We start from the raw sequence: 25,847 nt of genomic DNA on the forward strand, positions 1-25,847 counted from the left end.
CTAGTCCACCGTCGCGCCCGACTCCCGCACCACCGCGCCCAGCTTGGCGATCTCGCTGCGGATGAAGCGCCCGAACTCCTCGGGCGTATCGCCCACCGGCTGCATGACCTGGGCCAGCAGCCTGGCCTTGACCTCCTTGTCCCGCAGGGCCAGGGCGATCTTGCGCGACAGCGTCTCGACGATGGGTTGCGGCGTTCCCGCCGGCGCGACCAGCCCCAGCCAGCCGACGAACTCGTAGCCGGGCAGCGTCTCCGCCACGGTGGGAACGTCCGGCATCGATTCGAAGCGCTTGGCGCTGGTAACCGCCAGGGCTCGCAGCTTGCCCGACTCCACGTGCGGCATGACGACGGGAATGCTCTCGAAGTCCACGCCGACCTGGCCGGCCAGCAGGGCCGCCACGGCCGGGGCGCTGCCGCGATAGGGAACGTGGGTCATGCGGGTGCCGGCCAGGCTGTTGAACAGCTCGCCGGCGATGTGCATCGAGGTGCCGTTGCCCGCGGAGCCGCGGTTCACCTTGCCAGGGTGCTGGCGGACATAGGCCAGGAACTCCGTCATGTTGGCAACAGGGACGGTGGCGGGGTTGATGGCCAGCACCAGCGGATAGGTGACGGCCAGGGAAATCGGCGTGAAGTCCTTGACCGCGTCGTAGCCCAGCTTGCGATACAGCGTCGGGTTGATGCCGTGCGTGCTGACCGTGCCCATCAGCAACGTATAGCCGTCGGGCTCGGCCCGCGCCACGGTCTCGGCGGCGATGACGCCGCCGCCCCCGCCGCGATTCTCGACGATGAAGGGCACCCCCATGCTTTGCGACAGCTTGTCCCCCAGCAGCCGCGCGACCAGGTCGGTGGGTCCGCCGGGCGCGGCGCCGACGACGATGCGCACGGGTTTGGAGGGATAGCCGTTCTGGGCCGGCGCCGGTCCGGCAAGCGCGGCGGCCGACGTGAACACGATGAAGCGCAGCAAGGCATGCATGGAGGTCTCCTCGTTGTCGAAAGGGCCGCGCCCGGCCTAGGCGGCGGGCGCGACCACGCGGCCGTGGGTGATGTGGCGGTTGAAGATCCAGGTGTCGTAGCGCTTGCGCGTGTCGTTGAGCGCGGAATGCGCCAGGTGCCAGTCCAGCGCGGCCTGGTCCTTCCATTCCTCGAACAGGAAGACGCGGTCGTCCATCGGCGCCGACGGCGTGACGATCTTGAACTGCAGGCAGCCTTCTTCCTTGAGCGAGTTGGCGGCGTGCGTCTGCATGACCGCGAGGAATTCCTCGCGGTGTTCGGGCTTGATGGAGAACTCGACGATCAGCGATATGGCTTGCATGGTGTCTTTCCGTTGCATGAGTTTGAAAAGGGTTCAGGCCGGGATGGCCGCCTCGAGCGTCCGGCAGCGATCGATGGCGATGCGCACCACCTCGTCCGGATCGCGCTCCCACCAGTCGGTGGAGAAGATCTCGACTTCGTACGGACCGGCGTAGCCGTTGCGCGCCAGGCAGGCCAGCAGCCCCGCCAGGTCGGCGGCGCCGTCTCCCATCATGGCGCGGTCGTTGACCGGATGGCGGGTGGGCACGCGCCAGTCGCACAACTGCACGGTGGCGATGTAGGGCAGGTGCCGCGGCGCGAGGCTGTCGTACAGGTCGGGATCCCACCAGGTGTGAAAAACGTCGAGCACGACGCCGCAGCCCGGGCCGGCTTCCTGGCACAGGCGCAGCGCCTGCGCCAGCGTGTTCACGCAGCCCCGCTCGGCCGCGTGCATGGGGTGGAAGGGTTCGATGCCCAGCGTCACGCCCGCCTGGGCCGCCAGCGGCGCGGCCTCGCACAGCAGGTCCCGCACTTCCCCGCGCGCCCGCGCCAGGCCCGCCGCCGCGCCGCCTCCACAGACGAACACGACGGCCCCCGCGCCGATCTCGGCCGCCTCGTCGATGGCCTGCCGGCAATCGGCCAGCGCGGCGCCCGGCCCGCGTGCGCGCAGTTGCGCCAGGTCTCCCGCCTTGCACAGCGACGGCACCCAGGCGTCCGCGTCCCGCAGCAGCCGGCGGGCCCGCGCCACGCCGCATTCGGCCAGCTTGTCGCGCCACACGCCCACGCCGCGCACGCCGTGGCGCGCGTAGCCGGCAATGGCCTCCTCCAGCGACCAGGCGGGCGTGGTGATCTGGTTGATGGCCAGACGCTCCCGCATCATGCGCGTCTCCCGCCGGTGCGGCGCGCCATTACCGCGACCGCAAGGCGTCGATGTTGCGCACCTCGGCCACCTTGCGCACGTATTCCTCGGGCGGAGCCTGGTACAGCAGCTTGCGGCTGACGTGCACGCCGGTCATCTCTTTCATGGCCACGACCATTTCCGTCGCCTTGACCAGCAGCCGGTAGCAGTCCAGCAGCGGCACGCCGTCGACCTCGAAGATGCCGCGCTGGGCCAGCAGCGTGGACGACGGCCCGGCGGGGATCACCACTTCGGCACCGCGCTCGATGGACTTGCGGGACGCGGCCAGGATCTGCTCCACACAATCGTCGCCGGCGCGGGTATCGGTGAACACGGAATCGAAGCCGCGGATATTCGAGAACTCGATGTACTCGACCGAGGCCAGCCGGTCGCGCAACCCGTAGCCGATGGGGATCTCGCGATAGCGCGGCACCATCTTCTCGTTGGGCACGACCAGGCCGAAGCGCTCGCCCATGGTGCAGGCATGGAAGCAGCAGACCTCCATGAAAGACACCACGGGGATGTCGAGGATCTCGCGCAGTTCGACCAGCGCGGGGTCCAGCGAGTTGGCCAGCACGAACGCGTCGTAGCCGCCCTGCTGGCGGATGGCCAGCGCGTTGTCGATGATCTCGCGCACGTCGTAGTTCCAGAACAGGCGGAACTGGTCGCCCAGCGCGCCCTGCTGGGTGCCGCGCACTTCCACCTTGGTCCCCGGCAGCGCGGCGCCGTCGCACAGCGCCTGGGTGGCACGCAGGAAATTCGCCATGCCGGTCTCGGACGAGACGAGCTGATACCAGATACGCATTACAGCCTCCTTGGTTGGGCGGGCACGGCTGCGCCATGCCCATGCAAAAGATGTTGCGCGGCGTCCAGCCGCAGGTCGGTACCCAGTTCCCGGCTCAGGTCCCGCACCTTCTCGAGCAGCTTCAGGCCCTGGCCGTTGCGCGCCAGCCTGGGCAGGCCGTCGGGCCCTTCTCCCTCGGCCCACAAGGTGAGCGGCTGCAGCGTGAACGCGGGCGAACCGTCGCGGCCACAGGTCAGGCGGATGAACAGGGCTTCCCAGGCCGAACGCCGGTGGTAGAAACCGGCGTTGTCGCGCCGCGCCTGGTAGACGTCGGCCAGAGGCCGGTCGCGCATCGCGTAGGCATCGAAGAAGTCCGCGGGCTGGGTGGGAAACAGATAGGGCTGGAACACGAAGGCGCCGATGCCATGGAAGATGGGCCGGCCGCGATGCAGCTCCACGCCCCGTACGCCGTGCGCGCCGTGTCCGATGACGGCATCGGCCCCGGCATCGATGGCGCGGCGGGCCATCTCCACCGCGAAGTCCGGCGGCATGTCGGGGCGCGCGTCGTACTCGTGCGTGTGCATGCTCAGCAGCACCCAGTCGGCGTCGCGGCGCGCCGCGCGCACCGCCGCCTCGATGTCGGCCGCGTCGTCGGGCGCGGCCCAGGACTCCACGCCGAAATCCTTGCCGCGCACGAAGCGCGCGCCCAGCAGCGACAGCGCCGGTCCGCGTTCGTCGTCGTAGGCGCGCGCCAGCGGATGTTCGCGATGATGGCCCGCGGGCAACCGTTCCAGGATGCGCTCGAGCGCGGCATAGGCCTCGGCATCGACGCGGTAGCGCGTGCCGAAGCGCAGCGGCGCGACGCCCGGCCGGCCCGGCGTATCGTCTCGCGTCCGCCCTGCCCGCGCGTGGTCGAGATGGCTGGAGGAAACGGCCAGCACGGCAACGCGGCCGCCCGGCGTATCGACCACGGCGGGGCGCAGGGCCTGCTCCAGGTCGGCGCCGGTGCCGGCATGGGGAATGCCCAGGTCGCGAAGCGTGGCCTCGGTCTGGCGCAGGCCGTCGACGCCATAGTCGCCGGCATGGTTGTTGGCCGTGGACGCCACGTTGACACCCAGCCAGGCCACGTCCCCGGCCAGCGCCGCGGGTGCGCCGGCCCAGGCGCCCGGCGCCTGGGCCGCGGCCACCGTCGGGTGGCTCAGCAACTGGACTTCGAGATTGGCGAAGCGTACGTCGCATTCGCGCAAGGCCCGGACCGCCGCGGCGAAGCCCGGGTCCGTCTCGCCACGCAGCGGCTTGCCGATGTAGAGGTCGCCCACGGCGCCTATCGTGACCGTCGGCGCCCCGCGTGCCGGCTCGTTGGAGGGCATGGCGTCACTCGGCCTGGATGTTGGCGGTCTTCACGACCTTGGCGACGCGGGCGCGCTCGCGGGCGATGAAGTCGGCGAACTGCTGGCGCGTGCCGGGCGACGGCGTCGCCCCCAGGTCCACCAGCCGCTGCTTCACCGCCGCCTCGTCCACGACTTCGCGCAGCACCGCATTCAGCCTGTCCAGCACCGCCGGCGGCGTGGCAGCGGGCGCGGCCAGCCCGTACCACACCGATTCCTCGTAACCGGGCACGCCCGCCTCGGCCGCGGTCGGCACGTCGGGCAGCAGGTCCATGCGGCTGGCGCGCGCGATCGCCAGCGCGCGCAGCTTGCCGCCCTTGATGTGCGACATGGATTCGACCGTGTTCAGCGGCATGAACGAGATGCGCCCGCCCAGCATGTCCGCCAGCGCGGGCGCGGCGCCCTTGTAGGGCACGTGCAGAACCTCGATGCCCGCCGCCTGCTTCAGCGACTCGCCCGCCAGGTGGGCGGAGCTGCCTATGCCCGGCGACGCGTAGGTCAATTCCCCGGGCTTGGCGCGAGCCCGGGCCAGCAGGTCGCCCAGCGTCTTGAACGGCGAGCCCGCCGGCACCGCCACCACCAGCGGCGCGGAGGCGATCATGCCCACCGGTGCGAAGTCGCGCTGGCCGTCGAACGGCAGGTCGGCGAACAGGCTGTTGTTGGTGGCGATGGAATTGGCCACCAGCAACAGGGTGTAGCCGTCGGCCGCCGCGCGCGCCACGGCCTGCATCCCGATGTTGGAACTGCCGCCGGGCTTGTTCTCGACGATGAACGGCTGCCCGAGTTTTTCCGCCATGCGCTGCCCCACCAGCCGCGCGACCGCGTCGGTCGCGCCTCCCGGCGCATAGGGCACGACGATGGTGACCGGATGTGTCGGCCAGGATCCGGCGGCCGCGTGCGCGGATCCCGCCAGCGCCAAGGCGGCCAAAGCCGCCAGAAAGTGTCGAGCCATGCTTGTCTCCGGCATTTATTAAACCAACGTTTGAATTATTAATGCCGATTATAGGCCGTCGTCGACCGCTGGCCACCGGGGTTAACCCTGGCATGGACGGATCGAAAAGCATGCGCCCGGCACGACGAACGCGCCACCGGGCGGCGTGCGCAGGGAGGCGTACGGAAAACGCGAAAAGGGAAGTTGCGGCGCGGGACCGCGCCGGAAAGCTAGTCGGCCAGCAGGCCGGCCAGGAAGAAGCGCACCATGCGGTCGACCATGTCGTCGGGCCGGTGGTGGACGTGCGGCAACGGCGCGGACGCGAAGGCCGCGGGCGGGCGCTCCATGCGCTCCCAGCCGCCCATGGCGTAGATGATGCCGCCCACCATCAGGTTGTAGCGCCAGATCACTTCCTCCAGCGGCAGCTTGGGCAGGAAGTGCTTGAGCGCCAGGATGAAACGGCTGCGCACGGGCTCGTAGTAGGTCTGCAGGAATTCGTTCTCGCCCGGCATGGCGAAGGCGCGCGACAGGAACTGCATGACCACCAGCGCCGAGTTGTTGCTGCGGGCGTTGATCGCCGCGGTCAGCTTCATGGGCGGCTCGACGAAGGCCCGCACCACCGCTTCCAGCGTGGGGGCGCCGCTGGCCAGCGCCGCATCCAGCAGCGCCAGCCGTTCATCGTTCAGCGGCACGACGCGGCGCCGGAACATTTCCTCGAACAACTGGGACTTGCCGCCGAAGTGGTAGGTGATGGCGGCCAGGTTGACGCCGGCCGCATCGCTGATGGCACGCACCGACAAGGCTTCGAACCCTTCCGCCGCGCAGATGCGCTCGGCCACGTCGAGGATGGTGGTGCGCGTTTCCTCTCCGGCCGCGTTCTGCGAGCCACGGGGCCGGACTCGCGTGGCGGGCGGGGCTGACACGGCGGAAGCGGATTTACGGGTCATGGATGGAAGGCCGTAGCGGGAACGAGTCCCGATTGTACGTCGGAAGCGTTGACCGCCTTATTTTGCCTCGCCTATAATTTAAACAAACGTATGTATTTAAGGAGGAGATAGTGCCCACCCCCATCCTGACCTGCGCCATCACGGGCGGGGACGACACGGCCGGGCGATTCCCGGCCGTTCCGGTCACGCCGCGGCAGATCGCGGAATCGGCCATCGAGGCCTGCCGCGCGGGCGCGGCCATCGCCCATATCCACGTGCGCGACCCGGCCACCGGCAAGCCGTCGCTGGACCCCGCGCTGTACCGGGAAGTGGTGGAACGCGTGCGCGACAGCGGCTCGCCCGTCATCCTGAACCTGACCACCGGCGCCGGCGCGCGCTTCCTGCCCGATGCGTCCGCGCCGAACACCGCGGCGGCGGGCTCCAACCTGCGCCCGCCGGCCGAGCGCTGCGCCCACATCCTGGAACTGCGGCCGGAGATCTGCACGCTGGACATGGGGTCGCTCAACTTCGGCAAGGGCGCGCTCATCAACGTGCCGGACCACATCGAGGCCATCGCCGCCGTGATCCGGGAGGCCGGCTCCAAGACCGAACTGGAAATCTTCGACACCGGCCACATCGCGCTGGCGCGGCACCTGATCGACCGCGGCGTGATCGAACCCCAGCCCTTGTGGCAGCTGGTGCTGGGCGTGCCGTGGGGTGCGCCCGCCAACAGCGAGACCATGATGCACCTGCGCGGCCAGTTGCCGCCGGGGGCGCGCTGGGCGGCATTCGGCATCGGCCGCCAGGAATTCCCCATGCTGGCGCAGGCCGCGCTGCTGGGCGGCCACGTGCGCGTGGGTCTGGAGGACAACCTGTACCTGAAACAGGGCGTGCAGGCCCGCAGCAACGCGGAACTGGTCGGCCGCGCGGTCGAGATCCTGCATGCGCTCGACATGGAACCCGCCACGCCCGACGAGGCGCGGCGCATGATCGGACTGCGGCCGCGATGACCACGGAAGACCCGCTGCGCGTCGCGCTGGCGCAGGTGCGGCCGGGCCCGGACCTGGACCGCAACCTGGACGAGCTGGCGGCCATGGCCCTGCAGGCGCGCCGCAAGAGCGCGCAGTGGCTGCTGCTGCCCGAGTACGCCGCCATGCTGCACGGCAGCCGGCAGGCCATGCGGGCCGCGGCCGACCGCGCCGACGACGTCGAGGCCGCCGTGCGCAGCCTGGCGCGGGACCTGGGCATGTGGGTGCTGCTGGGCTCGATGGTGGTGCCCGACGGCCCGCAGCGCATGTTCAACCGCAGCCTGCTGTTCGACGCCGAAGGCCGCCTGGCCGCCCGCTACGACAAGCTTCACCTGTTCGACGCCACGCTGCCCGACGGCCGGACGATACGCGAATCGTCCGCCTATACCGCGGGCGACGAGGCCGTCGCGGTCGATACCCCCTGGGGGCGCGTGGGACTTTCCATCTGCTACGACCTGCGCTTTCCCGGCCTGTACCGGGCGCTGGCGCTGGCCGGCGCGCAGATCCTCGTGGTCCCCGCCGCCTTCGCCCGCGCCACCGGCGCCGCCCACTGGCATGCGCTGCTGCGCGCCCGCGCGATCGAGAACGGTGCCTTCGTGCTGGCCCCCGCCACCTGCGGCGACAGCCCCGGCGGCCGGGCCAGCTACGGCCACAGCCTGGCGCTGGGACCCTGGGGCGACACGCTGGGCGAACTGGACGACGAACCCGGCTGCCTGGTCGTTCCGCTGGACCTGGCCGCCGTGGCCCGGGTCCGCGCGGAACTGCCCGGCCTGTCCCACGAACGCGCGTTCAGCCTGCGGCTGGCCGGCCCTTCACCCTTTGTCCCTTCCGACGGAATGCCTCATGACACAACCGCATGAACAGCGCTCGCCCGCCCGGCCGAGCCAGCCTTCGAACCTTCGCTCGCGCTACGTCGACGCAGCCGCCATGGCCTGGCATCCGACCGATTTTCCCGGCATCGACATGAAAATCCTTTACGCCGATGCCGACAGCGGCATGTCGACCATCCTGTTCCGGATGGCGCCCGGCTCGGTCGTGCCCCTGCACGAACACACGGCGCTGGAGCAGACCTACATCCTGTCCGGACGCCTGGTGGACGACGAGGGCGAAGTAGGACCGGGGGGATTCGTCTGGCGGCCGGGCGGCAACATCCACATCGCCCGCGCCCCGGAAGGCGCGACCTTCCTGTCGGTCTTCATGAAGCCCAACCGCTTCTTCGGCGGAGCGAAGTTCTTCACCGACTGAAGCGCGCGTCATGCCGCGGGCGGGGTCTCGCCGCGTGGCGCCTTGTAGCGGTTGTAGCCCCACAGGTACTGCTCGGGACAACGGCGGATCATGGCCTCCATGCCGGCGTTGACCCAGGCGGCCTGGTCCTCCGCCGTCTCGGGCACCGGGCCGGACAACCGCACGAAATGGACCTTCCAGCCCTGCCCGCCGGGCAGGCGTTCGCCCGCCGCCAGCACCACGGCGGCGCCGGTCTGCGCCGCCAGCCGGCCGGGCAGCACCATGCTGAACGCGGGCTTGCCGAAGAACGGCGCCCACACACCTTCGCCGTTGCCGGGGACCTGGTCCGGCAGGATGCCGATGGCCTCGCCGCGGCGCAGGGCCCGCACCAGCTGGCGCACGCCCTGCAGATTGGCGGGTGCGGTATCCAGGTTGGGCCCGCGCCGGCCGCCCTCGACCAGCTGCGATACCCAGGCCTTGCGCGGCGGCCGGTACAGCACCGTGATGGGGCCGCCCCGGTGGGCGTAGTAGCGCGCCGCGACTTCGAAGCAGCCCAGGTGCGGCGTCAGGAACAGGATGCCCTTGCCCTCGTCCAGCGCACCCTGCACGGCGTCCCAGTCGTCGGTGCGGCACTCGGCCAGCGCCCGGTCGGGCCGGAACCAGACGCGCGGGATCTCCAGCGCGCCCTCGCCCGCGGCGGCGGCCGCACGGCGCGCGAAGTCCTCGCCTTCATAGCCGCCCAGGGCGGCGTTGGCACGCAGGCGCGCGGCATAGTCGGCGGAACTGCGATACACCAGCAATCCCAGGCAGCGCCCCAGGCGGTGCAGCCAGCCCAGCGGCAGCCGCGCGAGCAAACGATAGAAAGTCAGCAGCATCGAACGATCCGAACCTCGAAGAACAAGCCCCGCGGCCACCATGCCGGCAGGGGGGTGGGCTCCATCCGGATTTTCCCCTAAAATGGAAAAGATCGCCGAGTTAACAGACAACTTGCGGGGCGATCGCGGCGCCGGTCCGTCCGGTGCGCGCATAAATGCCGCTAAAGCGTCGCTGCTCGCCACAGGTCCAAGACCCAGCAACGTGCAACACGCCGCGGAACCGATAGCCGGCGTGCGCGCCGGTCAGCTTTCAAAGGACTATCGAGTGGCCAATTCCTACCTCTTCACTTCGGAATCCGTCTCCGAAGGACACCCCGACAAAGTCGCCGACCAGGTCTCGGATGCCATCCTGGACGCCATCCTCGCGCAGGACCCGACCTCGCGCGTGGCCGCGGAAACGCTGTGCAACACCGGCCTGGTCGTGCTGGCGGGCGAGATCACCACGCGCGCCAACGTCGACTACATCCAGGTCGCGCGCGACACCATCAAGCGCATCGGCTACGACAACACCGACTACGGCATCGACTACAAGGGCTGCGCGGTGCTGGTCGCCTACGACAAGCAGTCGCCCGACATCGCCCAGGGCGTGGACCGCGCCTCGGACGACTACCTGAACCAGGGCGCCGGCGACCAGGGCCTGATGTTCGGCTACGCCTGCACCGAAACGCCCGACCTGATGCCCGCGCCGATCTGGTACGCGCACCGCCTGGTCCAGCGCCAGAGCGAGCTGCGCAAGGACGGCCGCCTGCCGTGGCTGCGCCCGGACGCCAAGTCCCAGGTCACCTTCCGCTACGTCGACGGCAAGCCGGTCGAGGTCGACACCGTGGTGCTGTCCACCCAGCACTCGCCCGACGTCAGCCAGGACACCATCCGCGAAGCCGTCATCGAAGAGATCATCAAGAAGACCTTCGCCGACGGCCTGATCACCGACAAAACCCGCTACCTGGTCAACCCGACCGGCCGCTTCGTCATCGGCGGCCCGCAGGGCGACTGCGGCCTGACCGGCCGCAAGATCATCGTCGACACCTACGGCGGCGCATGCCCGCACGGCGGCGGCGCGTTCTCGGGCAAGGATCCGTCCAAGGTCGACCGCTCGGCCGCCTATGCCGCCCGCTACGTGGCCAAGAACATCGTCGCCGCGGGCCTGGCCACGCGCGCGCAGATCCAGGTCAGCTACGCCATCGGCGTGGCCGAGCCCATCAACATCACGGTCGACACCTACGGTACCGGCGTCATCCCCGACGACCAGATCGCCAAGCTGGTACGCGAGCACTTCGACCTGCGTCCGAAGGGCATCGTCAACATGCTGGACCTGCTGCGCCCGATCTACCAGAAGTCGGCCGCCTACGGCCACTTCGGCCGCTCGGAGCCGGAGTTCAGCTGGGAAGCCACCGACAAGGCGGCGGCGCTGCGGTCGGCGCGTTAACTCCCCGCTACCCGCTGAACTCGCCGTAGACTTCGCGCGGATTGCGGACCAGGATCCGTTCGAGCACCGGGCGGTCCTCCACCCACTCGGCCAGCAGGTCGAACAGGTCGCCGTCGTTGGGCATGCCCCTGCCCTGCATATTCGTGTGCGGCCAGTCGCTGCCCCACAGCAGGCGTTCGGGCGCATGACGCACCAGGGCGCGTGCCAGGGTAGTGACCTCGGAATAGGGGTAGTCCTGCGGCGTGCTGCGCATCGGGCCGGAGATCTTCACCCACACGCGCCCGGTATCCAGCAGCTCCAGCAAGCGCCGGAAGGCCGGCTGGTCCACTCCGCCCGCGGCGGGAATGCAGGCGAAGTGATCCAGCACGATGCGGTTGGGCAGGCGCAGCAGCGCATCGGCATGCTCGACCAGATCGGTGCCGTGGGGATAGAACTGTACGTGCCAGCCGAACTCCGCGATCAGTTCGGGAATGCGCGGCGACGACAACCGGGGCAAGGCGCCGCGGTGGCCATGGCTGACGAAGCGGGCGCCGCGCACGCCCAGCGCGTCGAGCTCGGCCACGCGGGCGCGGTCCACGTCGTCGGGCAGCAGCGCCACGCCGCGAAAACGATCCGGGAAACGCCGCAGCACCTCGGCCAGGTGGTCCGGATTCTGGCCGTAGCCGGCGCCGCTGACCACCACCGCGCCGGACAATCCCAAGGTGTCCTGCAAGGCGATGTTGGTCTCGGGCAGCGCGTCCGCCGAGCGGTACTTGCTGTCCGGGTGGAACGGATAGCGGCTGGCGGGTCCGAACAAGTGCACGTGGCAATCGATGGCGCCCGCCGGCGCGGCCAGCCGGGGCTTGCGCGGGTGCGGATCGGGCGGCGGCGTCAGGGGCAGCGCGTCGTGGCCGGGCATCGCGGCCTCCACTAGTTGGCCGTGATGCGGGCACGCCGCACCACGTCCTTCCATTGCCGGATCTCGGCCGAGATCATCGCGGCGAAATCTTCGGGCGTGCTGGTCCTGGGCTCCACGCCCGCCGCCTGCAACTGGCTGTTCCAGGCGGGGTCCTTGCCGATATCCGCCATCGTCCGGTGCAGCACGTCGATCACCTCGCGCGGCGTACCCGCCGGCGCCAGCACGCCCAGCCACAGGAGGCCTTCGTAGCCCGGCACGCCGGACTCGGCAATGGTCGGCACCTCGGGCAGCAACGCCGAGCGCTTCGCGCTGGCGATGGCCAGCGGCTTGATCCTGCCGCCGGCGAAATGCGGCTGCGAGGTGGTGACCGTGTCCATCTTGACCGCGATCTGGCCGCCCAGCAGGTCGTTGAGCGCCGGCGCCGCACCTTTGTACGGCACGTGCACGACCTGGATGCCGAGCCGCTCCAGCAGGAGTTCCGTCGTGACGTGGGGCAGCGTGCCGTTGCCCGCCGATCCATAGGTCAGCTTACCCGGGTTCTTGCGGGCGAAATCGACGAAGCCCTTGAAGTCGTCGAAGGGCTGGTTGCCGCTGGCCACCAGCAGCTCGGGAATCTGCGCGACGAGTCCTATGGGCGCGAAGTCCTTTTCCGTATCGAAGGACAGGCGTGGTGTGATCGCCGGGTTGATGGTGTGGTTGGGTGTCGTGAACAGCAGCGTGTAGCCGTCGGGCGCCGCGCGCGCGACGCGCTGGGTGGAGATCACGCCACCGGCGCCGGGAACGTTCTCGACCACGAACTGCGCGTCGAGCCGCCGGCCGAGCTGCGCGGCCAGCATGCGCGCCACGGCGTCCACCGATCCGCCGGCCGAGAACGGCACCACCAGCGTGACCGGCCGGGACGGATAGCGGGCGGCCTGGGCCGGCGCGGCCAGCGGCAGGCCCGCGGCCAGGCAGGCGGCGGCATGCAGCCACGCGCGACGGACAGGGTATGGGCACGGCATCGGGTCTCGCCTCCTGGTTTGCGGGACGCTGAGCTTAGAGGTCCCGCCGGGCCCGCTTCAAATGATTGTTTTGCACCAGTCCATGAATTCCTTGCATGCCGCCCTGCTCGTGATGATGATGTCGCTGTGCCGTTTTTCTTCCGACGAGACATCCATGCAAATCGATTTCCTCGGCATGCAGGCCTTTCTCTGCATCGTCGAGCAAGGCGGCTTCCTGCCGGCCGCCACCCACCTGAATCTGTCCCAGACGGCGGTCAGCCACCGCCTGCGCAAGCTGGAGGACAGCCTGGGCATGAAGCTGCTGACCCGCACCACGCGCGCGATCACGCTGACCGACGCCGGCCGCGCCTTGCTGCCACGCGTGCGCAAGGCCATGCAGGAACTGGAACTGTCCTACGACACGGTGCGCCAGCACGCCGGCACCGCACCGCGCTGGCTGGTGTTCGGCTGCCTGCCGACCCTGGCGATCACCCAGTTGTCGCCGGCGCTGCTGCGCTTCGCGACGCGGCATCCGGACATCTCGGTGCGCGTGCTGGACGACTCCATCGGCGAGATCGCCGAGCACGTGCACAACGGCACCGCGGCCTTCGGCGTGTCGCTGGCCAGCTCGAACCGGTTCGGCCTGGACATGGACGTGTTCGCCGAAGAACCGTTCGTGTTGGCCTGCCCGCCCCGCCATCGCCTGGCGCGGGCCAGGGAAGTGGATTGGGAACGCCTGCGCGGCGAACCCCTGATCCGCATCAGCCTGCCCGCCGGCAACGCGGCCACCATCGACGACGCGCTGGGCGATCGCCGCCTGCAGTTCCGCTGGGCCTACGAGGCCCAGCACACGTCGATCGCGCTGGACTTCGTCGCCAACGGACTGGGACTGACCGTGGTGCCGGCGCTGTCGGCCACCAAGGCGCCCGGCGTGGTCACGCGTCCGCTGGCCGGCCCCGCGGTGGCGCGACATCTGGCGGTAGTGACGCGCCACGGCGCCGTGCTTGCCCCGGCCGCGCAGGCCATGCGCGACCTGCTCGTGGCCGAGATCCGGGGCCGCCTGGCGGCGGTCCATGAACGGCGCGCATGAATCCGCCAAACAATTCATTTGTCCGCGCCACCCCGACTGCCTAGACTGGCGGCGAATCGACGGTCCTCCCGCATGCTCCCGGCGCGGGCCCGGACCGCGCCACGAGGAGACCGCCATGTTCCACCGCGCCGCGCGGCCCATTGCCGCCGCGCTGATGTTCGCCGCCATCGCCCCGCTCCACGCGCAGGACGACCGCTACCCCGAGCAGCCCATCCGCGTGGTGGTGCCCTTCGGCGTCGGCGGGCTGGCCGACATCTCGCTGCGCCTGGTCACGCAGCGCCTGTCCGAACGCCTGGGCCAGCAGGTCGTGGTCGAGAACAAGCCCGGCGCGGGCGGCGTAGTGGCCGCCAACGCCGTGCTGGGCGCGCCGCACGACGGCTACACGCTGGCGGTATTCGCCAACGGCACGGCGATCAGCAAGACGCTTTTCAAGCTGCCCTACGATCCCGTCGCCGATTTCGAGCCCATCTCCACCGTCGCCTACTTCGACCTGGTGCTGCTGACCAACGCCAAGGGCAAGCTGCAATCCCTGCCCGCGCTGCTGGCCGAGGGCAAGAAACGCCAGCTGGTGCTGGGCACCATCAACCCGGGCAGCACGCAGAACCTGTCGGCTGAACTGTTCAAGTCCATGGCCGGCGTCGACGCCATGATCGTGCCTTTCAAGAGCACGCCCGAAGTGCTGACCGCCTTGCTGCGCGGCGACGTCGACGTGATGTTCGAGTCGTATGCCGCGCTCAGGGGCGCCATCACGTCGGGCCAGGCAACGCCGATCGCGGCCACCGGCAGCCACCGCTCGAGCTGGTTGCCCAAGGTGCCCACCGTGGCCGAGAGCGGCGTGCCCGGCTATGAAGTCGCGGGCTGGAACGCCCTGTTCGCGCCGGCCGGCACGCCGCCCCGCAGGCTGGACCGCCTGAACGCCGCGCTGAACGAAGTGCTGCGCGAGCCCGCCATCCGCCAGCGCCTGGAGGAACTCGGCACGCAGGCCCAGGGCAGCACGCGCGGGGAACTCGCTGACGTGTTCAAGCGCGACATCGCCAAGTGGGCGGACGTCATCCGCAAGGCGGGCATCCCCATGCAGCAGAACTAGCAGGAGTTTTTCCGTGACCTTCGCGATTTCCCCGGCCGACGCCGTGCTGGTCGATGCCCACGTCCACGTCTTCACGCGCGACATGCCGCTCGTGCCCAATCCCCGGCACAGTCCGGACTACAGTTTCACGGTGGAGCAGCTGCTCGACACCATGGACCGGCACGGCGTGCACTACGCCGTCATCGCCGCCGCCAGCCCCTGGGGGGACTACAACGACTACGTGCTCGAATCCCTGGGCAAGTCGGCGCGGCTGCGCGGCACCATCATCGCCGACCCCGCCGTGGAGAAGGTCTCGCTGGACGCCATGCACGCCGCCGGCATGCGGGGCGTGCGGCTGCCCTTCATCGGCCTGCCGGAACTGCCCGACCTGGACTCGTGGAACTATCGCAAGTTCCTGCGCCGGCTGGTGGACCTGGACTGGCACGTGCACGTGCACATCGAGGGGCCCCGGCTGCCGGCGGTGCTGCCCTTGCTCGAGCAATCGGGCGTGAAGATCGTCATCGATCACATCGGCCGGCCCGATCCGGTCTCGGGAACGGCCAGCGAAGGTTTCCAGGCCATGCTGCGATCGGTTCGCAAGGGCCGCACCTGGGTGAAGATGTCGGGCGCCTACCGGCTGGGAGCCAATGCCCGCGAATGCGCGCAGGCGCTGTACCGCGAAGTGGATGTAGACAGGCTGATGTGGGCCAGCGACTGCCCCTTCGTGGGCGCGGAATCGACCATGACCTACGAGGCCGCCATCACGTGGCTGGAGGAAACGATTCCGGACGCGGCCGACCGGCGCCGCATCTTCGGCGGCAACGCCCTGCGCTTCTATTTCTCGTGATCGACCGCGTCCGGCAGGTTCAACGCGCCGAGTCGCCCCAGCGGTAGACCTGCGTCAGCTCGTCCAGCCGCTGCTTCAGTCCCGCGTCCAGCACGTAGCCGGCCGCCGCCAGCGTATCGTCGAGTTGATCGGGCCGGCTCGCGCCCAGCAGCGGCGCGGTAACGAGCGGATTGGCCAGCACCCAGGCCACCGACAGCGTCGTCAGCGATACCCCCGCTTCCTTCGCCAGCGCCTGCAGCGCGTCCACCGTGTCGAAATACCGGTCGGCCCAGTAACGCTCCTGGTAGCGCTCGGCCGCGGTGCCCAGCGTGAAGCGGGTGCCTTCGGTGGGCGCGCCGCGGCGATGCTTGCCGGTCAGCAGCCCGCCGGCCAGCGGGTTGTACGGAATCACGCCCAGGCCCTCTTCCTGCGCCAGCGGCAGCAGTTCACGCTCGATCTCGCGGAACAACAGGCTGTAGCGGGGCTGCACCGAGACGAAGCGCACGAGGCCGTGCAGCTCGGACTTGCCCAGCGCGCGGGCCAGGCGGTACGCCAGGAAATTGGACACGCCCACGTAGCGGGCGCGACCGGACCGCACGATGGTGTCCAGGGCCTCCAGGGTCTCGTCCAGCGGCGTGCGCGTGTCGTCGCCATGCAGTTGGTAGAGATCGACGTAGTCCGTCTGCAGCCGTGCCAGCGAGGCGTCGATCGCATCCAGCAGATGCTTGCGCGACGACCCCTGGTCCCAGGGATGCGGGCCGGTCCGGCCGAAGGCCTTGGTCGCCACGACGAAACCGGCGCGCCGGCCCGGCGCCTCGCGCAGCCAGCGGCCCAGGATTTCCTCGGTGGTGCCTATCGTCTTCAAGCCGCCGCCCAGCGGATAGACGTCGGCGGTGTCCAGGAAGTTGATGCCGCCGTGGGCGGCCTTGTCCAGGATCTGGCGGGCGACGGATTCCTCGGTCTGCAGGCCGAAGGTCATGGTGCCGAGCGCGAGGCGGCTGACGGTCAGGCCGGTGCGGCCCAGGCGGGTGGTGGCCAAGGTCATGGTGGATGCGTCGGTAGGAATGGAAGGAACCACCTATGCTAGAACACCCCGGCGCTTCCTGGAACCATTCCCTGGAAGTAAGGATATGCAGGCCTGGCGCGCGCTGCCGGAAGGGGCCGCGGTTGGCGTTACACTGCCTTCATATGACCGCCAAGCTACCCGTTTCCGATCCCCCACCCTCCGCCTCCCTTCCCGATTCGCCCTGCGTGGCGGTGTGCTCCACCCTGTTCGACGAAATCTGCCGCGGATGCGGCCGTACCGCGATGGAAGTCGCCAACTGGGTGCAGATGAGTCCCGAGGAAAAACAGGTCGTGTGGCAGCGGATCCGGGCCCAGGGCTACCCCCGGCGCAAGGGCTGACCGGCCGCGCGGGGCCGCGGCCCGCTTCATGACAGTCTTCGGCCTGTCACATGCCGCAGGCTAAATAGGCGCCATCGCACCGACCTCTACCGCCCATGCGCATCGTCCTCGTCACGGATGCCTGGCATCCGCAAATCAACGGCGTCGTCCACACCTGGACGTACATGCAGAAAACGCTGACCTCCTGGGGCCACGAACTCATCATCGTCAGCCCCGTCGGCAGCCGCACCATCCCCACCCCTACCGAGCCCGACGTGCGGCTGTGCGTGGAACCGCGCCGGCACCTGCTGCGCACGCTGGCGGACCGCGAACCCGACACCCTGCACATCGCCACCGAAGGGCCGCTGGGCCTGGCGGCGCGGCGGCTGGCGCGGCAGCGGGGCTGGCGCTACACCACGTCCTTCCACACCATGTTCCCGGATTATCTCCAGGCCCGGATAGGCCTCCCGGCGAACTGGACGTGGCACTTCATGCGCTGGTTCCACCGGCCTTCGCAGCGGGTGCTGGTACCGACCCCCACCGTGCGCGACACGCTCGCGGCCAAGGGGCTGGGCAACCTCCACATCTGGGCGCGCGGGGTGGACACCGAGCGCTTCCGGCCCGAGGCCGGCAACGCGCTGCCCTACCCCGGCCCCATCTTCCTGAGCGTGGGCCGCCTGGCCAGGGAAAAGAACCTCGATGCCTTCCTGTCCCTGGACCTGCCGGGCACCAAGGTGGTCGTGGGCGGCGGCCCGGACGAGCCCCGGCTGCGGCGCAAGTTCCCCGGCGCGGTCTTCCTGGGCATGAAGCCGCACAGCGAACTGGCGCGCTACTACGCGGGCGCCGACGTGTTCGTCTTCCCCAGCCAGACCGATACGTTCGGCCTGGTCATGCTGGAGGCGATCGCCTGCGGCACGCCGGTGGCCGCCTATCGCAGCGAGGCGCCGATGGCGGTCGTGAGCGAAGGGCGCACCGGCGTCCTGCACGACGACCTGCGCGCGGCCTGCATGGGGGCGCTGGAACTGTCGGGCACCGACATCCGGCAGCATGCGCTGGAGCACAGCTGGACAGCCATCGCCTCGCGCCTGCTGGAGTTGCAGGTGCCGGCCGATCCGAAACGCGAGAAGGCCGACCTGGACTGGTATCCCCAGGGCGCGGTGTAGCGGTCCCGGGCTCAGGCGCCGGGCGTGCCTTCCCTGAGCGCGACGTCCAGATCGACCAGCACCGGCGCATTGCGCGGCAGCTCGCTCACGCCGATGACGGAACGCGGATGGCGCCCCCGGTCGCCGAACAGCGCCACCAGCAGCTCGGACCCTTCGTCGGCCAGCTCCGACCACCGGCCGCGCTCGCGCCCGACCTGGAAGAAGTAGTTCACGCGCAGCACGCGGTCGACGCCGGCAAGCGTGCCGCCGGCCAGGTGCTGCACCCACGCCAGGGCATGCAGCACGCACAGCCTGACGGCCTCGCGGCCCACGCCGGCGTCCACCGATTCGCCCACGACTCCCTGCGCCAGGAGCGTCTCGGCCCCGGTCTTGGGGATCTGTCCGGCGACGTGGATGGTATCGCGGTGCCGAATCGCCGGCGCGTAGGAGAACAGCGTGGGCGTGGGCGGCGGCAGCGCAAGCCCCAGTGCGCGCAGGCGTTCATCGGCATTCGACATGGGCGGCCCTCCTAGCGCTTGGTGGGCTGGAAGCCCACTTCCCGGGCCAGCTTGGCCCACCGCTGGTTCTCGCCCTCGACGAAGGCGGCGAACTGGGCGGCGGAGCCTCCTTTCACCGATACCCCCTGCTCCTTCAGGCGCGCCGCGACCTCGGGCGACTTGAGCGCGCGGTTGAACGCCGCGTTCAAGGTCTCGACCACCTCGCGCGGGGTGGCGGCCGGCGCCACGATGCCTTGCCAGGACGTGATGTCCAGCCCCTCCAGGCCGGCTTCCTTGTAGGTCGGGATCTCGGGCGCGATGTCGATGCGCGTGGGCGAGGTCACCGCCAGGGCCTGGATCTTCCCGGCCCGCGCATGCGGCAGCAGCGTGATGACGGGATCGAGCAACAGGTCGATGTGTCCGCCCAGCAGGTCGTTGATGGCGGGGGCGCTGCCCTTGTAGGGCACGTGCGTCATCCGCGTACCGGCCCGCGCGTTGAAAAGCTCGCCCGCCAGGTAGGTCGAGCTGGACGCCGAGCCGAACGTCAGCGCGCCGGGCTTCTGCTTGGCCAGCCGGGTGAACGCGGCCAGGTCGGCGACCGGCAGGCCGGGCTTGGCGGCGATGATGTACGGCTGGTCCGCCAGCATGACGACGGGCGTGAAATCGCGGCTCGCGGAGTAAGGCAGGTCCGAGTATTGCAGCTCGTTGATGGACAGGACCGGCAGGTTCGCCACCAGCAGCGTATAGCCATCGGGCGCGGCTCGCGCCACGTGTTCCGCGCCGATGATGCCGCTGGCGCCCGGCTTGTTGTCGACCACCACGGGCTGGCCGATGTCCTGGGCCACCTTCTGGCCCACCGTGCGCGTCACGAGGTCGGCCACGCCGCCGGGGGGAAAGGGCACGACGAGGTGGATCATCTTGCTGGGAAAGGACGCCGCGTGGGCGCCCGCGGCACACGACAGCGCCAGGACGGCGGCGGCGATACGATGCATGGACATGAGAGGTCTCCTTCTTGATGGTTCAGGCCGCGGCGATCGCGACGATTTCTATGTCGCACCCGGGCGAAGCCAGCGCGGCCTGCACCGTGGCGCGGGCCGGGGCCTGGCCGGCGGCGACCCAGGCATCCCAGACTTCGTTCATGGACGCGAACAGCGCCATGTCCCGCAGGAATATCTGGCAGGACAGCAGCCGGGACCGGTTGCTGCCCACGCCTTCCAGCAGCCCGTCGATCATGGCCAGCACTTCCGCCGTCTGTTCGCGGATGTCGCGCCCGCGGGTCTCCCGGGGTACCTGGCCCGCCAGGTACAGGACGCCGTTGAAGACCGAGATTTCCGACATGCGCTTGCCGGGTCCGATTCTCTGGATGCTCATCACGCGGCCTCCCGCGCATCGGCTGGCATGGGTCCGAAACCCGCTTCGAAGAAGCGCAGCCAGTTCTCGCCCAGCACCATCGCGGTGTCCCGGTCGGAGAAGCCCACGGCGCGCAGCCCGGCCTCGATCCGCGCCATGTCGCGGCTGTCCCGGAACCAGTCCGGCTGCGGCGGGAACCCCGGCTGCGCGGCCGATCCTTCACCATAGTCCATGCGCTTGGTGTAACGCCCCATCCGCATCCACTGCACGACGGAGTCCGGCTGGTCCTGGCACAGATCCGAGCCTATGCCCAATGCCTCGACCCCCGCCAGCTCGGCGGTCCGCGCCACCATCTCGCAGAAAGTTTCCAGGCGGCAGGCCGACTTGTCCTTCAGGTGATGGGGATACAGGGAAAAGCCCAGCATGCCGCCGGACGCGGCCAGCGCCTTGATGACCGTGTCCGACTTGTTGCGCAGCGCGGGCGCCCAGGCATGCGGGTTGGCGTGGCTGACGACGATGGGGCGCTGCGACAGCTCGATCGCCTCGAGCGTCGAACGCTCGCCCGAGTGGCTCATGTCGATTACCAGGCCGACGCGGTTCATCTCGCGTATGACCTCGCGCCCCATGCGGGTGACGCCGCCGTCGTTCGCTTCATAGCAGCCGCTGGCCAGCAGGGACTGGTTGTTGTAGGTCAGCTGCATGAAGCGCACGCCCAGCGTATGCAGCACTTCCACCAGACCGATGTCGTCCTCGATGGGCGAGGGATTCTGGCATCCGAACACGACCGCCGTGCGCCCTTCGCCGCGGGCCCGGCGCACGTCGTCGGCGCCGCGGGCCAGGACGATGAGTTCGGGGAAAGTCTCGAACCAGCGGTTCCAGCGTTCGATGACCTGCACCATCTCCCGGAAGTTCTCGTGGTACGCGATGGTGACGTGCACGGCGTCCAGGCCGCCCTCGCGCCATTGGCGGAAGATCTTCTCGGACCAGTTGTTGTATTGCAGCCCGTCGATGCGAAAGGGTTGCGTCCTGTCATTGCCCATTCCCGGTTCCAGCTCCTGCGATATGGATGGCGAAACTGTAGAGATCCGGGGCAAATTCAGTCAAACTAAAAGATATTCAATAAATTCAAATTTTTCTTAAATTAAAATCGACCAACTACGGACTTTCGTCGCGGTGGTGGACACGGGCGCGCTGGTCGAGGCGGGCGACCGGATGGGCCGCACGCCCGCCGCGCTGTCGATGACCCTGAAGCAGATCGAATCGGAACTGGGCGGCGCGCTGTTCGAGGGTGAACGCAAGAACCGGCTGACGCCGCTGGGCCGGCACGTGCATCTCCAGGCGCAGCGGGCCCTGCATGCCTTCGATGCCGCGCTGGCCCAGATGCGCGGCTACGCCCGCGGCGGCCAGGGTATCGCACGGATCGCGGCCGTGCCGTCGGCGGCCACCCGCCTGCTGCCGGCCGCGATCGCGCGCATGCGGGCCACCCACCCCGGCGTGCGCATCGACCTGCGGGACATCGATTCGGCGGCGGTCATCCAGGCCGTTTCCGCCGGCGTCGTCGACTTCGGCATCGCCACGGCACCCGCATCCAGTGCCCATCCGGACCTGAATGCCGAACCGCTGCTGAAGGATCCCTTCGTACTGGTCTGCCCCGCCGGACACCGCCTGAACACGCTGAAACGGCCGGTCCGCTGGCGCGACATCGATCCGGCGGAGTTCATCGCCAACGGCCTGTGCTCGCGCTTTTCCTCGCCCGAGCTGTCGCGCCTGGTGGAACAGGCGCCGCTGAATCTGCACAACACCACGTCGCTGCTGACCTTCGTGGCCCAGGGGTTCGGCGTCACGCTGCTGCCCACCATGGCCGTCACGGCCAGCCGGACGGTCCGCCTGCTGCCGCTGGCCGACCATGGCGCGACACGCAGCCTGGACCTGATCACGCAGCGCGACGCCAGCCTGAGCCCGGCGTCCCAGGCCATGCTGGAACGGGTCCTGGACTGCAGCCGCACCATGGCCGCCACGGTCTGAATCGGGGAATCGGGACCGATGCTCAGATTTGCTCAGATAAGGATGCGATGCCCCCCTTATCCTTTGCATTCTTGACTATCGGTCCATGGGCATGGGCGGCAGGTCGAGAGAACTGACGTCGAAGGCAGCATCCCATGCAGGTTACCCATCCATCGCCAGCGCAGCCGGCCCTCCCTCTCTCCTTCCCCCTCCCTCCGCCCGTTTACGCCGTCACGCCCGCCATGCCCGGCCCCGATGTCCGGGCCTTGGCGTTCCAGCCCATCTCGTCGCTGCTGGACGGCACGTGCAATCTCTACCAGAGCGTCACGGCCCGCCTGCTGGCGGCGCCGGATGACGACGTGCCGGACGCGCCCGGCCTCCCGCTCGTCCAGGCCGTGATGGCGGTCCTGCGCGACCACCCCTGGATCACGCTGGGCTGCGCGGTCTCGCCCGACATGCTGGCCGACGAGGCCGGCTGGGCTCCCCTGCTGGGCGAACTCCGCGCCGACAACCGGCTCGCCCGGCGGCTGGTGATCGAACTGGCACAAGGTGGCGACCGGCTGGAAACGCGGCAAGCCCTCGGCCTTGCCGGCCGGCTGCGGCGACTGGGCTGCCTGCTGGCCATCGACGACTTCGGCGCGGCCGGCGGCACCGTGGACTTCCTGCTGGATGCCCGTCCCGACATCGTCAGGATCGCCCCGGCGTACCTGCATCGCGCGCGGCGCCTGCATGGCGTCGGCGGCACCTCCGGCCTGATCCGGCTGTGCCGCCGGCTGGCGCCGGCGATCGTCATCCAGGGCGTGGACGATCCCGCCGACCTGCTGCGCCTGCCGCGCGAGGCCGGCGTATGGATCCAGGGTGTCATGGCGGGCCTTCCGGCGCTGCATGCTCCCTGGCTGCGGCACAGCCCCTGGCGCCTGGCGGCCTGCGCCGGCGAACGCCACTGACCGGACCCGCCTCCATGACCACCGCCCCCGCCCGGAACGAACAAGCCGACCCCGCCGCCAAGGCCCGCCCCGCGCGCAAGACGCCGCGCCGCAGCGCCAAGCGCATCTCCCGCAACGATTTCGCCCTGGCCATCGCCACCCCCTCTTCGCCGCCCGTGCGCACCAACAAGCGCGTGCTGGTGGCCGACATGGGCAAGCGGTTCTGCGCCGACGTCTGCGACTTCCTCAGCCAGCAGGGCTGCCATGCGCGTGCCGTGCACGACCGGCGGCACCTCCTCCAGACCCTGGCCGAATGGCAGCCGACGACACTGTTCCTGAACGTCTCCCTGCCCAGCCTCGACCTGGGAGAACTGACGCCGCTGTACACCCACTTGCCGCGGGACTTCCAGATCGTCCTGCTGCTCGAGCCCGGCGTCCCCTTCACCTTGTCCGTTCCGCCCAAGACGCCATGCCTAGCCCGTCTACTCAAGTCCCCATGCCTGACGGATCTGCGCCACTTCCTGTGACCCGGCAGGCCGCCGGCGCCACCGGCGGGGCAGGCCACGTCCGGGGCGACCGGCGCTCCCCGACCGGATTGCGCCGCCTCCTGTCCAGGCTCGTCCGCAACTACGTCCACGGCATGAAACGTCACGAGCGCTATCTCATGGACCCCGTGCACGGCCGGTCCCCGGCGCTGCGGCCCGCCGCTCGGCGCTGGCCGGCCGGCGGCGGCCCCCGCTCCATGACCGCGCCCCGGGCCTTCTCCTTCCAGGGCATCGAACGCGTCCTGCCGGATTCGCGCGGCTGGCATCACCAGCCCTGGGGCCAGGACTGGATCGCCCAACTGCACCGCTTCGACGACCTGAATGCCGCCGACGCCGAGCAGCGGCGGGACTGGCACCGGGCGCTGGTCCTGAACTGGGCCGTCTCCAACGGCCCGGGCCGCGGCCCCGGATGGGAGGCGCCCAGCCTGGCGCCCCGCATCGTCAACTGGATCAAATGGGACCTGCGCGGCGGCGGACTGGCCAGCGAGACCACCCGCCGCAGCCTCGTCGTCCAGGTCCGCTACCTGCGCCACTTCTTCTCGCGCCACTGGCGCGACGGTTCGCGCCCGGACATCGCCAAGGCGCTGATCTTCGCCGGCAGCTATTTCGCCGACAGCCGCGAATCGCGGGCCTGGCTGCGCAAGGGCATGCGGGCCTTGAACACGCTGGAGCCGACCGCGCTGTCCACGGAAGACCTGCGCGACCTGGCGCTACTATCCCTGGCCTACCCGGACCTGCATCCGCCGCACGGCCACCGCTGACGCCTCAGGCAACCCCGGCGGGCAGCGGCGATGCGTCGGCATGCTCGATCATGGACGCCAGCAGGAGATCGGTCAGCTCGGCGCGGCGGCCTGCCGCGGCCGGATCGTCCCAGAGATTACGCTGCTCCAGCGGATCCTGCTCCAGGTCATAGAGTTCGCACAGCGCCCGGTCGTCCGACTGCGTGATCCGCCACCGTCCGGTCAACAGCGTACGCAGGCGGAAGCGCCGCGGACGTCCGAACTGGAACATGACCGGCTCGTTCTCCACCAGCACGCCCGGCCGCGGCAGCGGGGCGCCGTGCTCCAGCATCCGGCGCAGGCTCAGGCCCTGCATGCCGTTGTAGGCGGCGATGCCCGCCCGGTCGAGCACGGTCCCGGCGATGTCCAGGGTCCCGGCCGGCGCCCCGCAGGCCGTTCCGCGCCGGGTTGCCGGCAACGCGGGATCGCTCCAGATGAACGGCACCCTGACCACGCCCTGGTAATGCATGGGCCCCTTCAGCATGACGCCGTGGTCTCCCATCATGTCGCCGTGGTCGCTGGTGAAGACGACGATGGTGTTCTCGCGCATGCCCAGGCGGTCCAGCGTCGCCATCACGCGGCCGACCTGCTCGTCGATCAGGCCGATCATGCCGTAGGTCAGGGCCGTGATCTCGCGGCACTCGCGCTCCGAGACGGGGAAGGCCGTATAGCCCTCGCGCGTGCCGCCGTCACGGCCGTAGTCGTGCACGCCCCGTACCAGCGGCGAGCTGCCGGGCGCGCGGAACGATGCCGGCAGCGGCACGTCCGCCGGATCGTACATGTCCCAGAACCGGCCCGGCGGCGTGAAGGGGTGGTGCGGGTCGGGAAAGGAGCACATCAGGAAGAACGGCGATGCCGTCCCCGCTTCGGCGGCCCGGGACTCCAGCCAGCCGCAGGCCCGCTCGCCGATGTAGGACGAGGGATAGAGCGACTCCGGCAGGCGCGTGCGCCAGGCCTGCGGCGCCCCGTACCCTTCGGCGGACAATGCATGGTCCCGCCCGCGCAGGCTGTCGGGATCCGGATGGCGCTCGGCCAGCCAGCGGGCGTAGTCGCCCTGCACCTGGTCGCCATGCAGCGTGCACAGTTCGACGTGATCGAAGCCGTAGTAGGGCGTGTCGACGCGCTGGCGCCGCCCCGCCTTCCAGTCCGGCGTCCATTCGTTGCCGTAGCCGTCCCCCATGCGCGGCCGCTTGGTGGCGTCGCGCAGGCCCTCGGCGGGCGACCGGCGCCCCTCGACGGGCCGCCAGGCGCGCTTGTCGGGATGGTCGTAGCCGAAGCATTGCAGGTGCGACTTGCCGATCAGCGCGGTGGCATAGCCCGCATCCCGCAGCAGTTCCACGAAGGTGGTCTGGTCCAGCGACAGGTTGATGCCGTTGTGGACGACTCCGTGCACCGATGGCAGGCGTCCCGTCATCAGCGTCGCGCGGTTGGACATGCAGGTCGTGCTGGCGGCGTAGAAACGCTCGGCGCGGACGCCCGCCGACGCCAGCGCGTCGATGTGGGGCGTGCGCAGCGCGGGGTTGCCGTAGCAGCCCAGATGGTCGGCCCGGTGCTGGTCGGTGATGAAGATCAGGATGTTGGGCGCGGCCATG

At 69.8% G+C, this 25,847-nt stretch carries 29 protein-coding genes; 13 read left to right on the top strand and 16 right to left on the bottom strand.

What is annotated here, in order from left to right; genetic code table 11:
- The 7 genes from WKR98_RS01695 to WKR98_RS01725 all read right to left on the bottom strand — a co-directional run bounded on the left by WKR98_RS01695 (position 1) and on the right by WKR98_RS01725 (position 6,237).
- Entirely contained in the window at positions 1-972 is a 972-nt protein-coding gene (locus WKR98_RS01695) for a Bug family tripartite tricarboxylate transporter substrate binding protein (protein ID WP_341431840.1), read from the bottom strand.
- A 36-nt stretch (positions 973-1,008) separates the two neighbouring features.
- Positions 1,009-1,311, bottom strand: coding sequence for a putative quinol monooxygenase (locus WKR98_RS01700; protein ID WP_161567970.1), 303 nt, complete (start codon positions 1,309-1,311; stop codon positions 1,009-1,011).
- Between the two features lie 33 nt (positions 1,312-1,344).
- A complete protein-coding gene (locus WKR98_RS01705) occupies positions 1,345-2,169 on the bottom strand; it encodes a sugar phosphate isomerase/epimerase family protein (RefSeq protein WP_341431841.1) in 825 nt (274 codons plus the stop codon).
- A gap of 28 nt (positions 2,170-2,197) precedes the next feature.
- Positions 2,198-2,992 (bottom strand): aspartate/glutamate racemase family protein, encoded by a 795-nt coding sequence (locus WKR98_RS01710; protein WP_341431842.1) that lies wholly within the window; start codon positions 2,990-2,992, stop codon positions 2,198-2,200.
- On the bottom strand, positions 2,992-4,341 hold the full coding sequence (locus WKR98_RS01715; protein ID WP_341431843.1) for a CapA family protein: 1,350 nt from the start codon (positions 4,339-4,341) through the stop codon (positions 2,992-2,994). The genes WKR98_RS01710 and WKR98_RS01715 overlap by 1 nt, the downstream gene beginning before the upstream one ends.
- 4 nt (positions 4,342-4,345) lie before the next feature.
- The gene (locus WKR98_RS01720; RefSeq protein WP_341431844.1) at positions 4,346-5,311 is read right to left on the bottom strand and encodes a tripartite tricarboxylate transporter substrate binding protein; all 966 of its coding nucleotides are present in this window, start codon (positions 5,309-5,311) and stop codon (positions 4,346-4,348) included.
- Positions 5,312-5,520: 209 nt separating this feature from the next.
- The gene (locus tag WKR98_RS01725) at positions 5,521-6,237 is read right to left on the bottom strand and encodes a TetR/AcrR family transcriptional regulator (RefSeq protein ID WP_124691583.1); all 717 of its coding nucleotides are present in this window, start codon (positions 6,235-6,237) and stop codon (positions 5,521-5,523) included.
- Between the two features lie 107 nt (positions 6,238-6,344).
- Between WKR98_RS01725 and WKR98_RS01730 the strand changes: the two genes are divergently transcribed.
- The 3 genes from WKR98_RS01730 to WKR98_RS01740 are packed head-to-tail and all read left to right on the top strand — an operon-like array spanning position 6,345 to position 8,489.
- Positions 6,345-7,226, top strand: a complete 882-nt coding sequence (locus tag WKR98_RS01730) for a 3-keto-5-aminohexanoate cleavage protein (RefSeq protein WP_445936085.1) — start codon at positions 6,345-6,347, stop codon at positions 7,224-7,226.
- Positions 7,223-8,104, top strand: coding sequence for a carbon-nitrogen hydrolase family protein (locus tag WKR98_RS01735; protein ID WP_341431846.1), 882 nt, complete (start codon positions 7,223-7,225; stop codon positions 8,102-8,104). The genes WKR98_RS01730 and WKR98_RS01735 overlap by 4 nt, the downstream gene beginning before the upstream one ends.
- Complete coding sequence (locus tag WKR98_RS01740) at positions 8,088-8,489, top strand: cupin domain-containing protein (RefSeq protein WP_124691585.1); 402 nt, start codon at positions 8,088-8,090, stop codon at positions 8,487-8,489. Before WKR98_RS01735 ends, WKR98_RS01740 begins: the two co-directional genes overlap by 17 nt.
- Before the next feature lie 8 nt (positions 8,490-8,497).
- Here WKR98_RS01740 and WKR98_RS01745 read toward each other — a convergent pair whose 3' ends face one another.
- A complete protein-coding gene (locus tag WKR98_RS01745; protein WP_341431847.1) occupies positions 8,498-9,343 on the bottom strand; it encodes a lysophospholipid acyltransferase family protein in 846 nt (281 codons plus the stop codon).
- A 265-nt stretch (positions 9,344-9,608) separates the two neighbouring features.
- Here WKR98_RS01745 and metK point away from each other — a divergent pair, with 265 nt between their 5' ends.
- Positions 9,609-10,769 (top strand): methionine adenosyltransferase, encoded by a 1,161-nt coding sequence (gene metK / locus WKR98_RS01750; RefSeq protein WP_341431848.1) that lies wholly within the window; start codon positions 9,609-9,611, stop codon positions 10,767-10,769.
- Between the two features lie 7 nt (positions 10,770-10,776).
- Here the strand turns inward: metK and WKR98_RS01755 are convergent, their stop codons facing one another.
- Both WKR98_RS01755 and WKR98_RS01760 read right to left on the bottom strand, forming a co-directional pair.
- Positions 10,777-11,667 carry an amidohydrolase family protein gene (locus WKR98_RS01755; protein WP_341431849.1) on the bottom strand — a complete coding sequence of 297 codons (891 nt, stop codon included), beginning with the start codon at positions 11,665-11,667 and terminating at the stop codon, positions 10,777-10,779.
- Positions 11,668-11,678: 11 nt separating this feature from the next.
- The gene (locus WKR98_RS01760; RefSeq protein WP_341431850.1) at positions 11,679-12,668 is read right to left on the bottom strand and encodes a Bug family tripartite tricarboxylate transporter substrate binding protein; all 990 of its coding nucleotides are present in this window, start codon (positions 12,666-12,668) and stop codon (positions 11,679-11,681) included.
- 154 nt (positions 12,669-12,822) lie between these two features.
- Here WKR98_RS01760 and WKR98_RS01765 point away from each other — a divergent pair, with 154 nt between their 5' ends.
- The 3 genes from WKR98_RS01765 (at position 12,823) to WKR98_RS01775 (ending at position 15,650) form a co-directional block, all read left to right on the top strand.
- Positions 12,823-13,737, top strand: coding sequence for a LysR family transcriptional regulator (locus tag WKR98_RS01765; RefSeq protein ID WP_341431851.1), 915 nt, complete (start codon positions 12,823-12,825; stop codon positions 13,735-13,737).
- A 115-nt stretch (positions 13,738-13,852) separates the two neighbouring features.
- The gene (locus tag WKR98_RS01770; RefSeq protein WP_161567971.1) at positions 13,853-14,824 is read left to right on the top strand and encodes a Bug family tripartite tricarboxylate transporter substrate binding protein; all 972 of its coding nucleotides are present in this window, start codon (positions 13,853-13,855) and stop codon (positions 14,822-14,824) included.
- A 13-nt stretch (positions 14,825-14,837) separates the two neighbouring features.
- Complete coding sequence (locus WKR98_RS01775; RefSeq protein ID WP_341431852.1) at positions 14,838-15,650, top strand: amidohydrolase family protein; 813 nt, start codon at positions 14,838-14,840, stop codon at positions 15,648-15,650.
- Between the two features lie 19 nt (positions 15,651-15,669).
- On the opposite strand, the gene WKR98_RS01780 is transcribed toward WKR98_RS01775, so the two are convergent.
- Positions 15,670-16,674 carry an aldo/keto reductase gene (locus WKR98_RS01780; protein ID WP_445936053.1) on the bottom strand — a complete coding sequence of 335 codons (1,005 nt, stop codon included), beginning with the start codon at positions 16,672-16,674 and terminating at the stop codon, positions 15,670-15,672.
- A 143-nt stretch (positions 16,675-16,817) separates the two neighbouring features.
- On the opposite strand from WKR98_RS01780, the gene WKR98_RS01785 reads away from it, so the two are divergent.
- Both WKR98_RS01785 and WKR98_RS01790 read left to right on the top strand, forming a co-directional pair.
- A complete protein-coding gene (locus WKR98_RS01785) occupies positions 16,818-17,033 on the top strand; it encodes a DUF1289 domain-containing protein (protein WP_124691593.1) in 216 nt (71 codons plus the stop codon).
- A gap of 95 nt (positions 17,034-17,128) precedes the next feature.
- A complete protein-coding gene (locus WKR98_RS01790; protein WP_341431853.1) occupies positions 17,129-18,175 on the top strand; it encodes a glycosyltransferase family 4 protein in 1,047 nt (348 codons plus the stop codon).
- A gap of 11 nt (positions 18,176-18,186) precedes the next feature.
- Here WKR98_RS01790 and WKR98_RS01795 read toward each other — a convergent pair whose 3' ends face one another.
- From WKR98_RS01795 to WKR98_RS01810, 4 genes are read right to left on the bottom strand one after another with little or no spacing between them, the layout of a single operon-like run.
- Positions 18,187-18,672, bottom strand: a complete 486-nt coding sequence (locus WKR98_RS01795) for a RidA family protein (protein ID WP_341431854.1) — start codon at positions 18,670-18,672, stop codon at positions 18,187-18,189.
- An 11-nt stretch (positions 18,673-18,683) separates the two neighbouring features.
- Positions 18,684-19,649: a Bug family tripartite tricarboxylate transporter substrate binding protein gene (locus WKR98_RS01800; RefSeq protein WP_124691596.1), complete on the bottom strand. Its 966-nt coding sequence runs from the start codon at positions 19,647-19,649 to the stop codon at positions 18,684-18,686.
- A gap of 22 nt (positions 19,650-19,671) precedes the next feature.
- Positions 19,672-20,022, bottom strand: coding sequence for a RidA family protein (locus tag WKR98_RS01805; protein ID WP_124691597.1), 351 nt, complete (start codon positions 20,020-20,022; stop codon positions 19,672-19,674).
- A complete protein-coding gene (locus WKR98_RS01810; protein WP_124691598.1) occupies positions 20,022-21,041 on the bottom strand; it encodes a membrane dipeptidase in 1,020 nt (339 codons plus the stop codon). The genes WKR98_RS01805 and WKR98_RS01810 overlap by 1 nt, the downstream gene beginning before the upstream one ends.
- A gap of 106 nt (positions 21,042-21,147) precedes the next feature.
- Here WKR98_RS01810 and WKR98_RS01815 point away from each other — a divergent pair, with 106 nt between their 5' ends.
- From WKR98_RS01815 to WKR98_RS01830, 4 genes are all read left to right on the top strand, one after another.
- A complete protein-coding gene (locus tag WKR98_RS01815) occupies positions 21,148-22,026 on the top strand; it encodes a LysR family transcriptional regulator (RefSeq protein WP_341433774.1) in 879 nt (292 codons plus the stop codon).
- A gap of 221 nt (positions 22,027-22,247) precedes the next feature.
- On the top strand, positions 22,248-22,952 hold the full coding sequence (locus WKR98_RS01820; protein WP_161567972.1) for an EAL domain-containing protein: 705 nt from the start codon (positions 22,248-22,250) through the stop codon (positions 22,950-22,952).
- A 14-nt stretch (positions 22,953-22,966) separates the two neighbouring features.
- Positions 22,967-23,458, top strand: coding sequence for a hypothetical protein (locus WKR98_RS01825; RefSeq protein WP_341431856.1), 492 nt, complete (start codon positions 22,967-22,969; stop codon positions 23,456-23,458).
- A gap of 113 nt (positions 23,459-23,571) precedes the next feature.
- Positions 23,572-24,237 carry a hypothetical protein gene (locus tag WKR98_RS01830; protein ID WP_341431857.1) on the top strand — a complete coding sequence of 222 codons (666 nt, stop codon included), beginning with the start codon at positions 23,572-23,574 and terminating at the stop codon, positions 24,235-24,237.
- 4 nt (positions 24,238-24,241) lie between these two features.
- Here WKR98_RS01830 and WKR98_RS01835 read toward each other — a convergent pair whose 3' ends face one another.
- Entirely contained in the window at positions 24,242-25,846 is a 1,605-nt protein-coding gene (locus WKR98_RS01835; protein WP_341431858.1) for a sulfatase family protein, read from the bottom strand.
- Position 25,847 lies beyond the last annotated feature (1 nt).

It is taken from the genome of Pigmentiphaga sp. YJ18 (genome assembly GCF_038066655.1).
In the GTDB taxonomy this organism is placed as follows: domain Bacteria; phylum Pseudomonadota; class Gammaproteobacteria; order Burkholderiales; family Burkholderiaceae_B; genus Pigmentiphaga.

Bases quoted from the DNA above. Each gene is read 5' to 3' on its own strand.
- WKR98_RS01760 (WP_341431850.1), bottom strand. From the start codon at position 12,668: ATGCCGTGCCCATACCCTGTCCGTCGCGCGTGGCTGCATGCCGCCGCC.
- WKR98_RS01835 (WP_341431858.1), bottom strand. From the start codon at position 25,846: ATGGCCGCGCCCAACATCCTGATCTTCATCACCGACCAGCACCGGGCC.
- WKR98_RS01755 (WP_341431849.1), bottom strand. From the start codon at position 11,667: ATGCCCGGCCACGACGCGCTGCCCCTGACGCCGCCGCCCGATCCGCAC.
- WKR98_RS01820 (WP_161567972.1), top strand. From the start codon at position 22,248: ATGCCCGGCCCCGATGTCCGGGCCTTGGCGTTCCAGCCCATCTCGTCG.
- WKR98_RS01825 (WP_341431856.1), top strand. From the start codon at position 22,967: ATGACCACCGCCCCCGCCCGGAACGAACAAGCCGACCCCGCCGCCAAG.
- WKR98_RS01785 (WP_124691593.1), top strand. From the start codon at position 16,818: ATGACCGCCAAGCTACCCGTTTCCGATCCCCCACCCTCCGCCTCCCTT.
- WKR98_RS01765 (WP_341431851.1), top strand. From the start codon at position 12,823: ATGCAAATCGATTTCCTCGGCATGCAGGCCTTTCTCTGCATCGTCGAG.
- WKR98_RS01695 (WP_341431840.1), bottom strand. From the start codon at position 972: ATGCATGCCTTGCTGCGCTTCATCGTGTTCACGTCGGCCGCCGCGCTT.
- WKR98_RS01790 (WP_341431853.1), top strand. From the start codon at position 17,129: ATGCGCATCGTCCTCGTCACGGATGCCTGGCATCCGCAAATCAACGGC.
- WKR98_RS01745 (WP_341431847.1), bottom strand. From the start codon at position 9,343: ATGCTGCTGACTTTCTATCGTTTGCTCGCGCGGCTGCCGCTGGGCTGG.
- WKR98_RS01735 (WP_341431846.1), top strand. From the start codon at position 7,223: ATGACCACGGAAGACCCGCTGCGCGTCGCGCTGGCGCAGGTGCGGCCG.
- WKR98_RS01705 (WP_341431841.1), bottom strand. From the start codon at position 2,169: ATGATGCGGGAGCGTCTGGCCATCAACCAGATCACCACGCCCGCCTGG.
- WKR98_RS01725 (WP_124691583.1), bottom strand. From the start codon at position 6,237: ATGACCCGTAAATCCGCTTCCGCCGTGTCAGCCCCGCCCGCCACGCGA.
- WKR98_RS01715 (WP_341431843.1), bottom strand. From the start codon at position 4,341: ATGCCCTCCAACGAGCCGGCACGCGGGGCGCCGACGGTCACGATAGGC.
- WKR98_RS01800 (WP_124691596.1), bottom strand. From the start codon at position 19,649: ATGTCCATGCATCGTATCGCCGCCGCCGTCCTGGCGCTGTCGTGTGCC.
- WKR98_RS01795 (WP_341431854.1), bottom strand. From the start codon at position 18,672: ATGTCGAATGCCGATGAACGCCTGCGCGCACTGGGGCTTGCGCTGCCG.
- WKR98_RS01700 (WP_161567970.1), bottom strand. From the start codon at position 1,311: ATGCAAGCCATATCGCTGATCGTCGAGTTCTCCATCAAGCCCGAACAC.
- WKR98_RS01780 (WP_445936053.1), bottom strand. From the start codon at position 16,674: ATGACCTTGGCCACCACCCGCCTGGGCCGCACCGGCCTGACCGTCAGC.
- WKR98_RS01810 (WP_124691598.1), bottom strand. From the start codon at position 21,041: ATGGGCAATGACAGGACGCAACCCTTTCGCATCGACGGGCTGCAATAC.
- WKR98_RS01710 (WP_341431842.1), bottom strand. From the start codon at position 2,992: ATGCGTATCTGGTATCAGCTCGTCTCGTCCGAGACCGGCATGGCGAAT.
- WKR98_RS01805 (WP_124691597.1), bottom strand. From the start codon at position 20,022: ATGAGCATCCAGAGAATCGGACCCGGCAAGCGCATGTCGGAAATCTCG.
- WKR98_RS01720 (WP_341431844.1), bottom strand. From the start codon at position 5,311: ATGGCTCGACACTTTCTGGCGGCTTTGGCCGCCTTGGCGCTGGCGGGA.
- WKR98_RS01830 (WP_341431857.1), top strand. From the start codon at position 23,572: ATGAAACGTCACGAGCGCTATCTCATGGACCCCGTGCACGGCCGGTCC.
- WKR98_RS01770 (WP_161567971.1), top strand. From the start codon at position 13,853: ATGTTCCACCGCGCCGCGCGGCCCATTGCCGCCGCGCTGATGTTCGCC.
- WKR98_RS01740 (WP_124691585.1), top strand. From the start codon at position 8,088: ATGACACAACCGCATGAACAGCGCTCGCCCGCCCGGCCGAGCCAGCCT.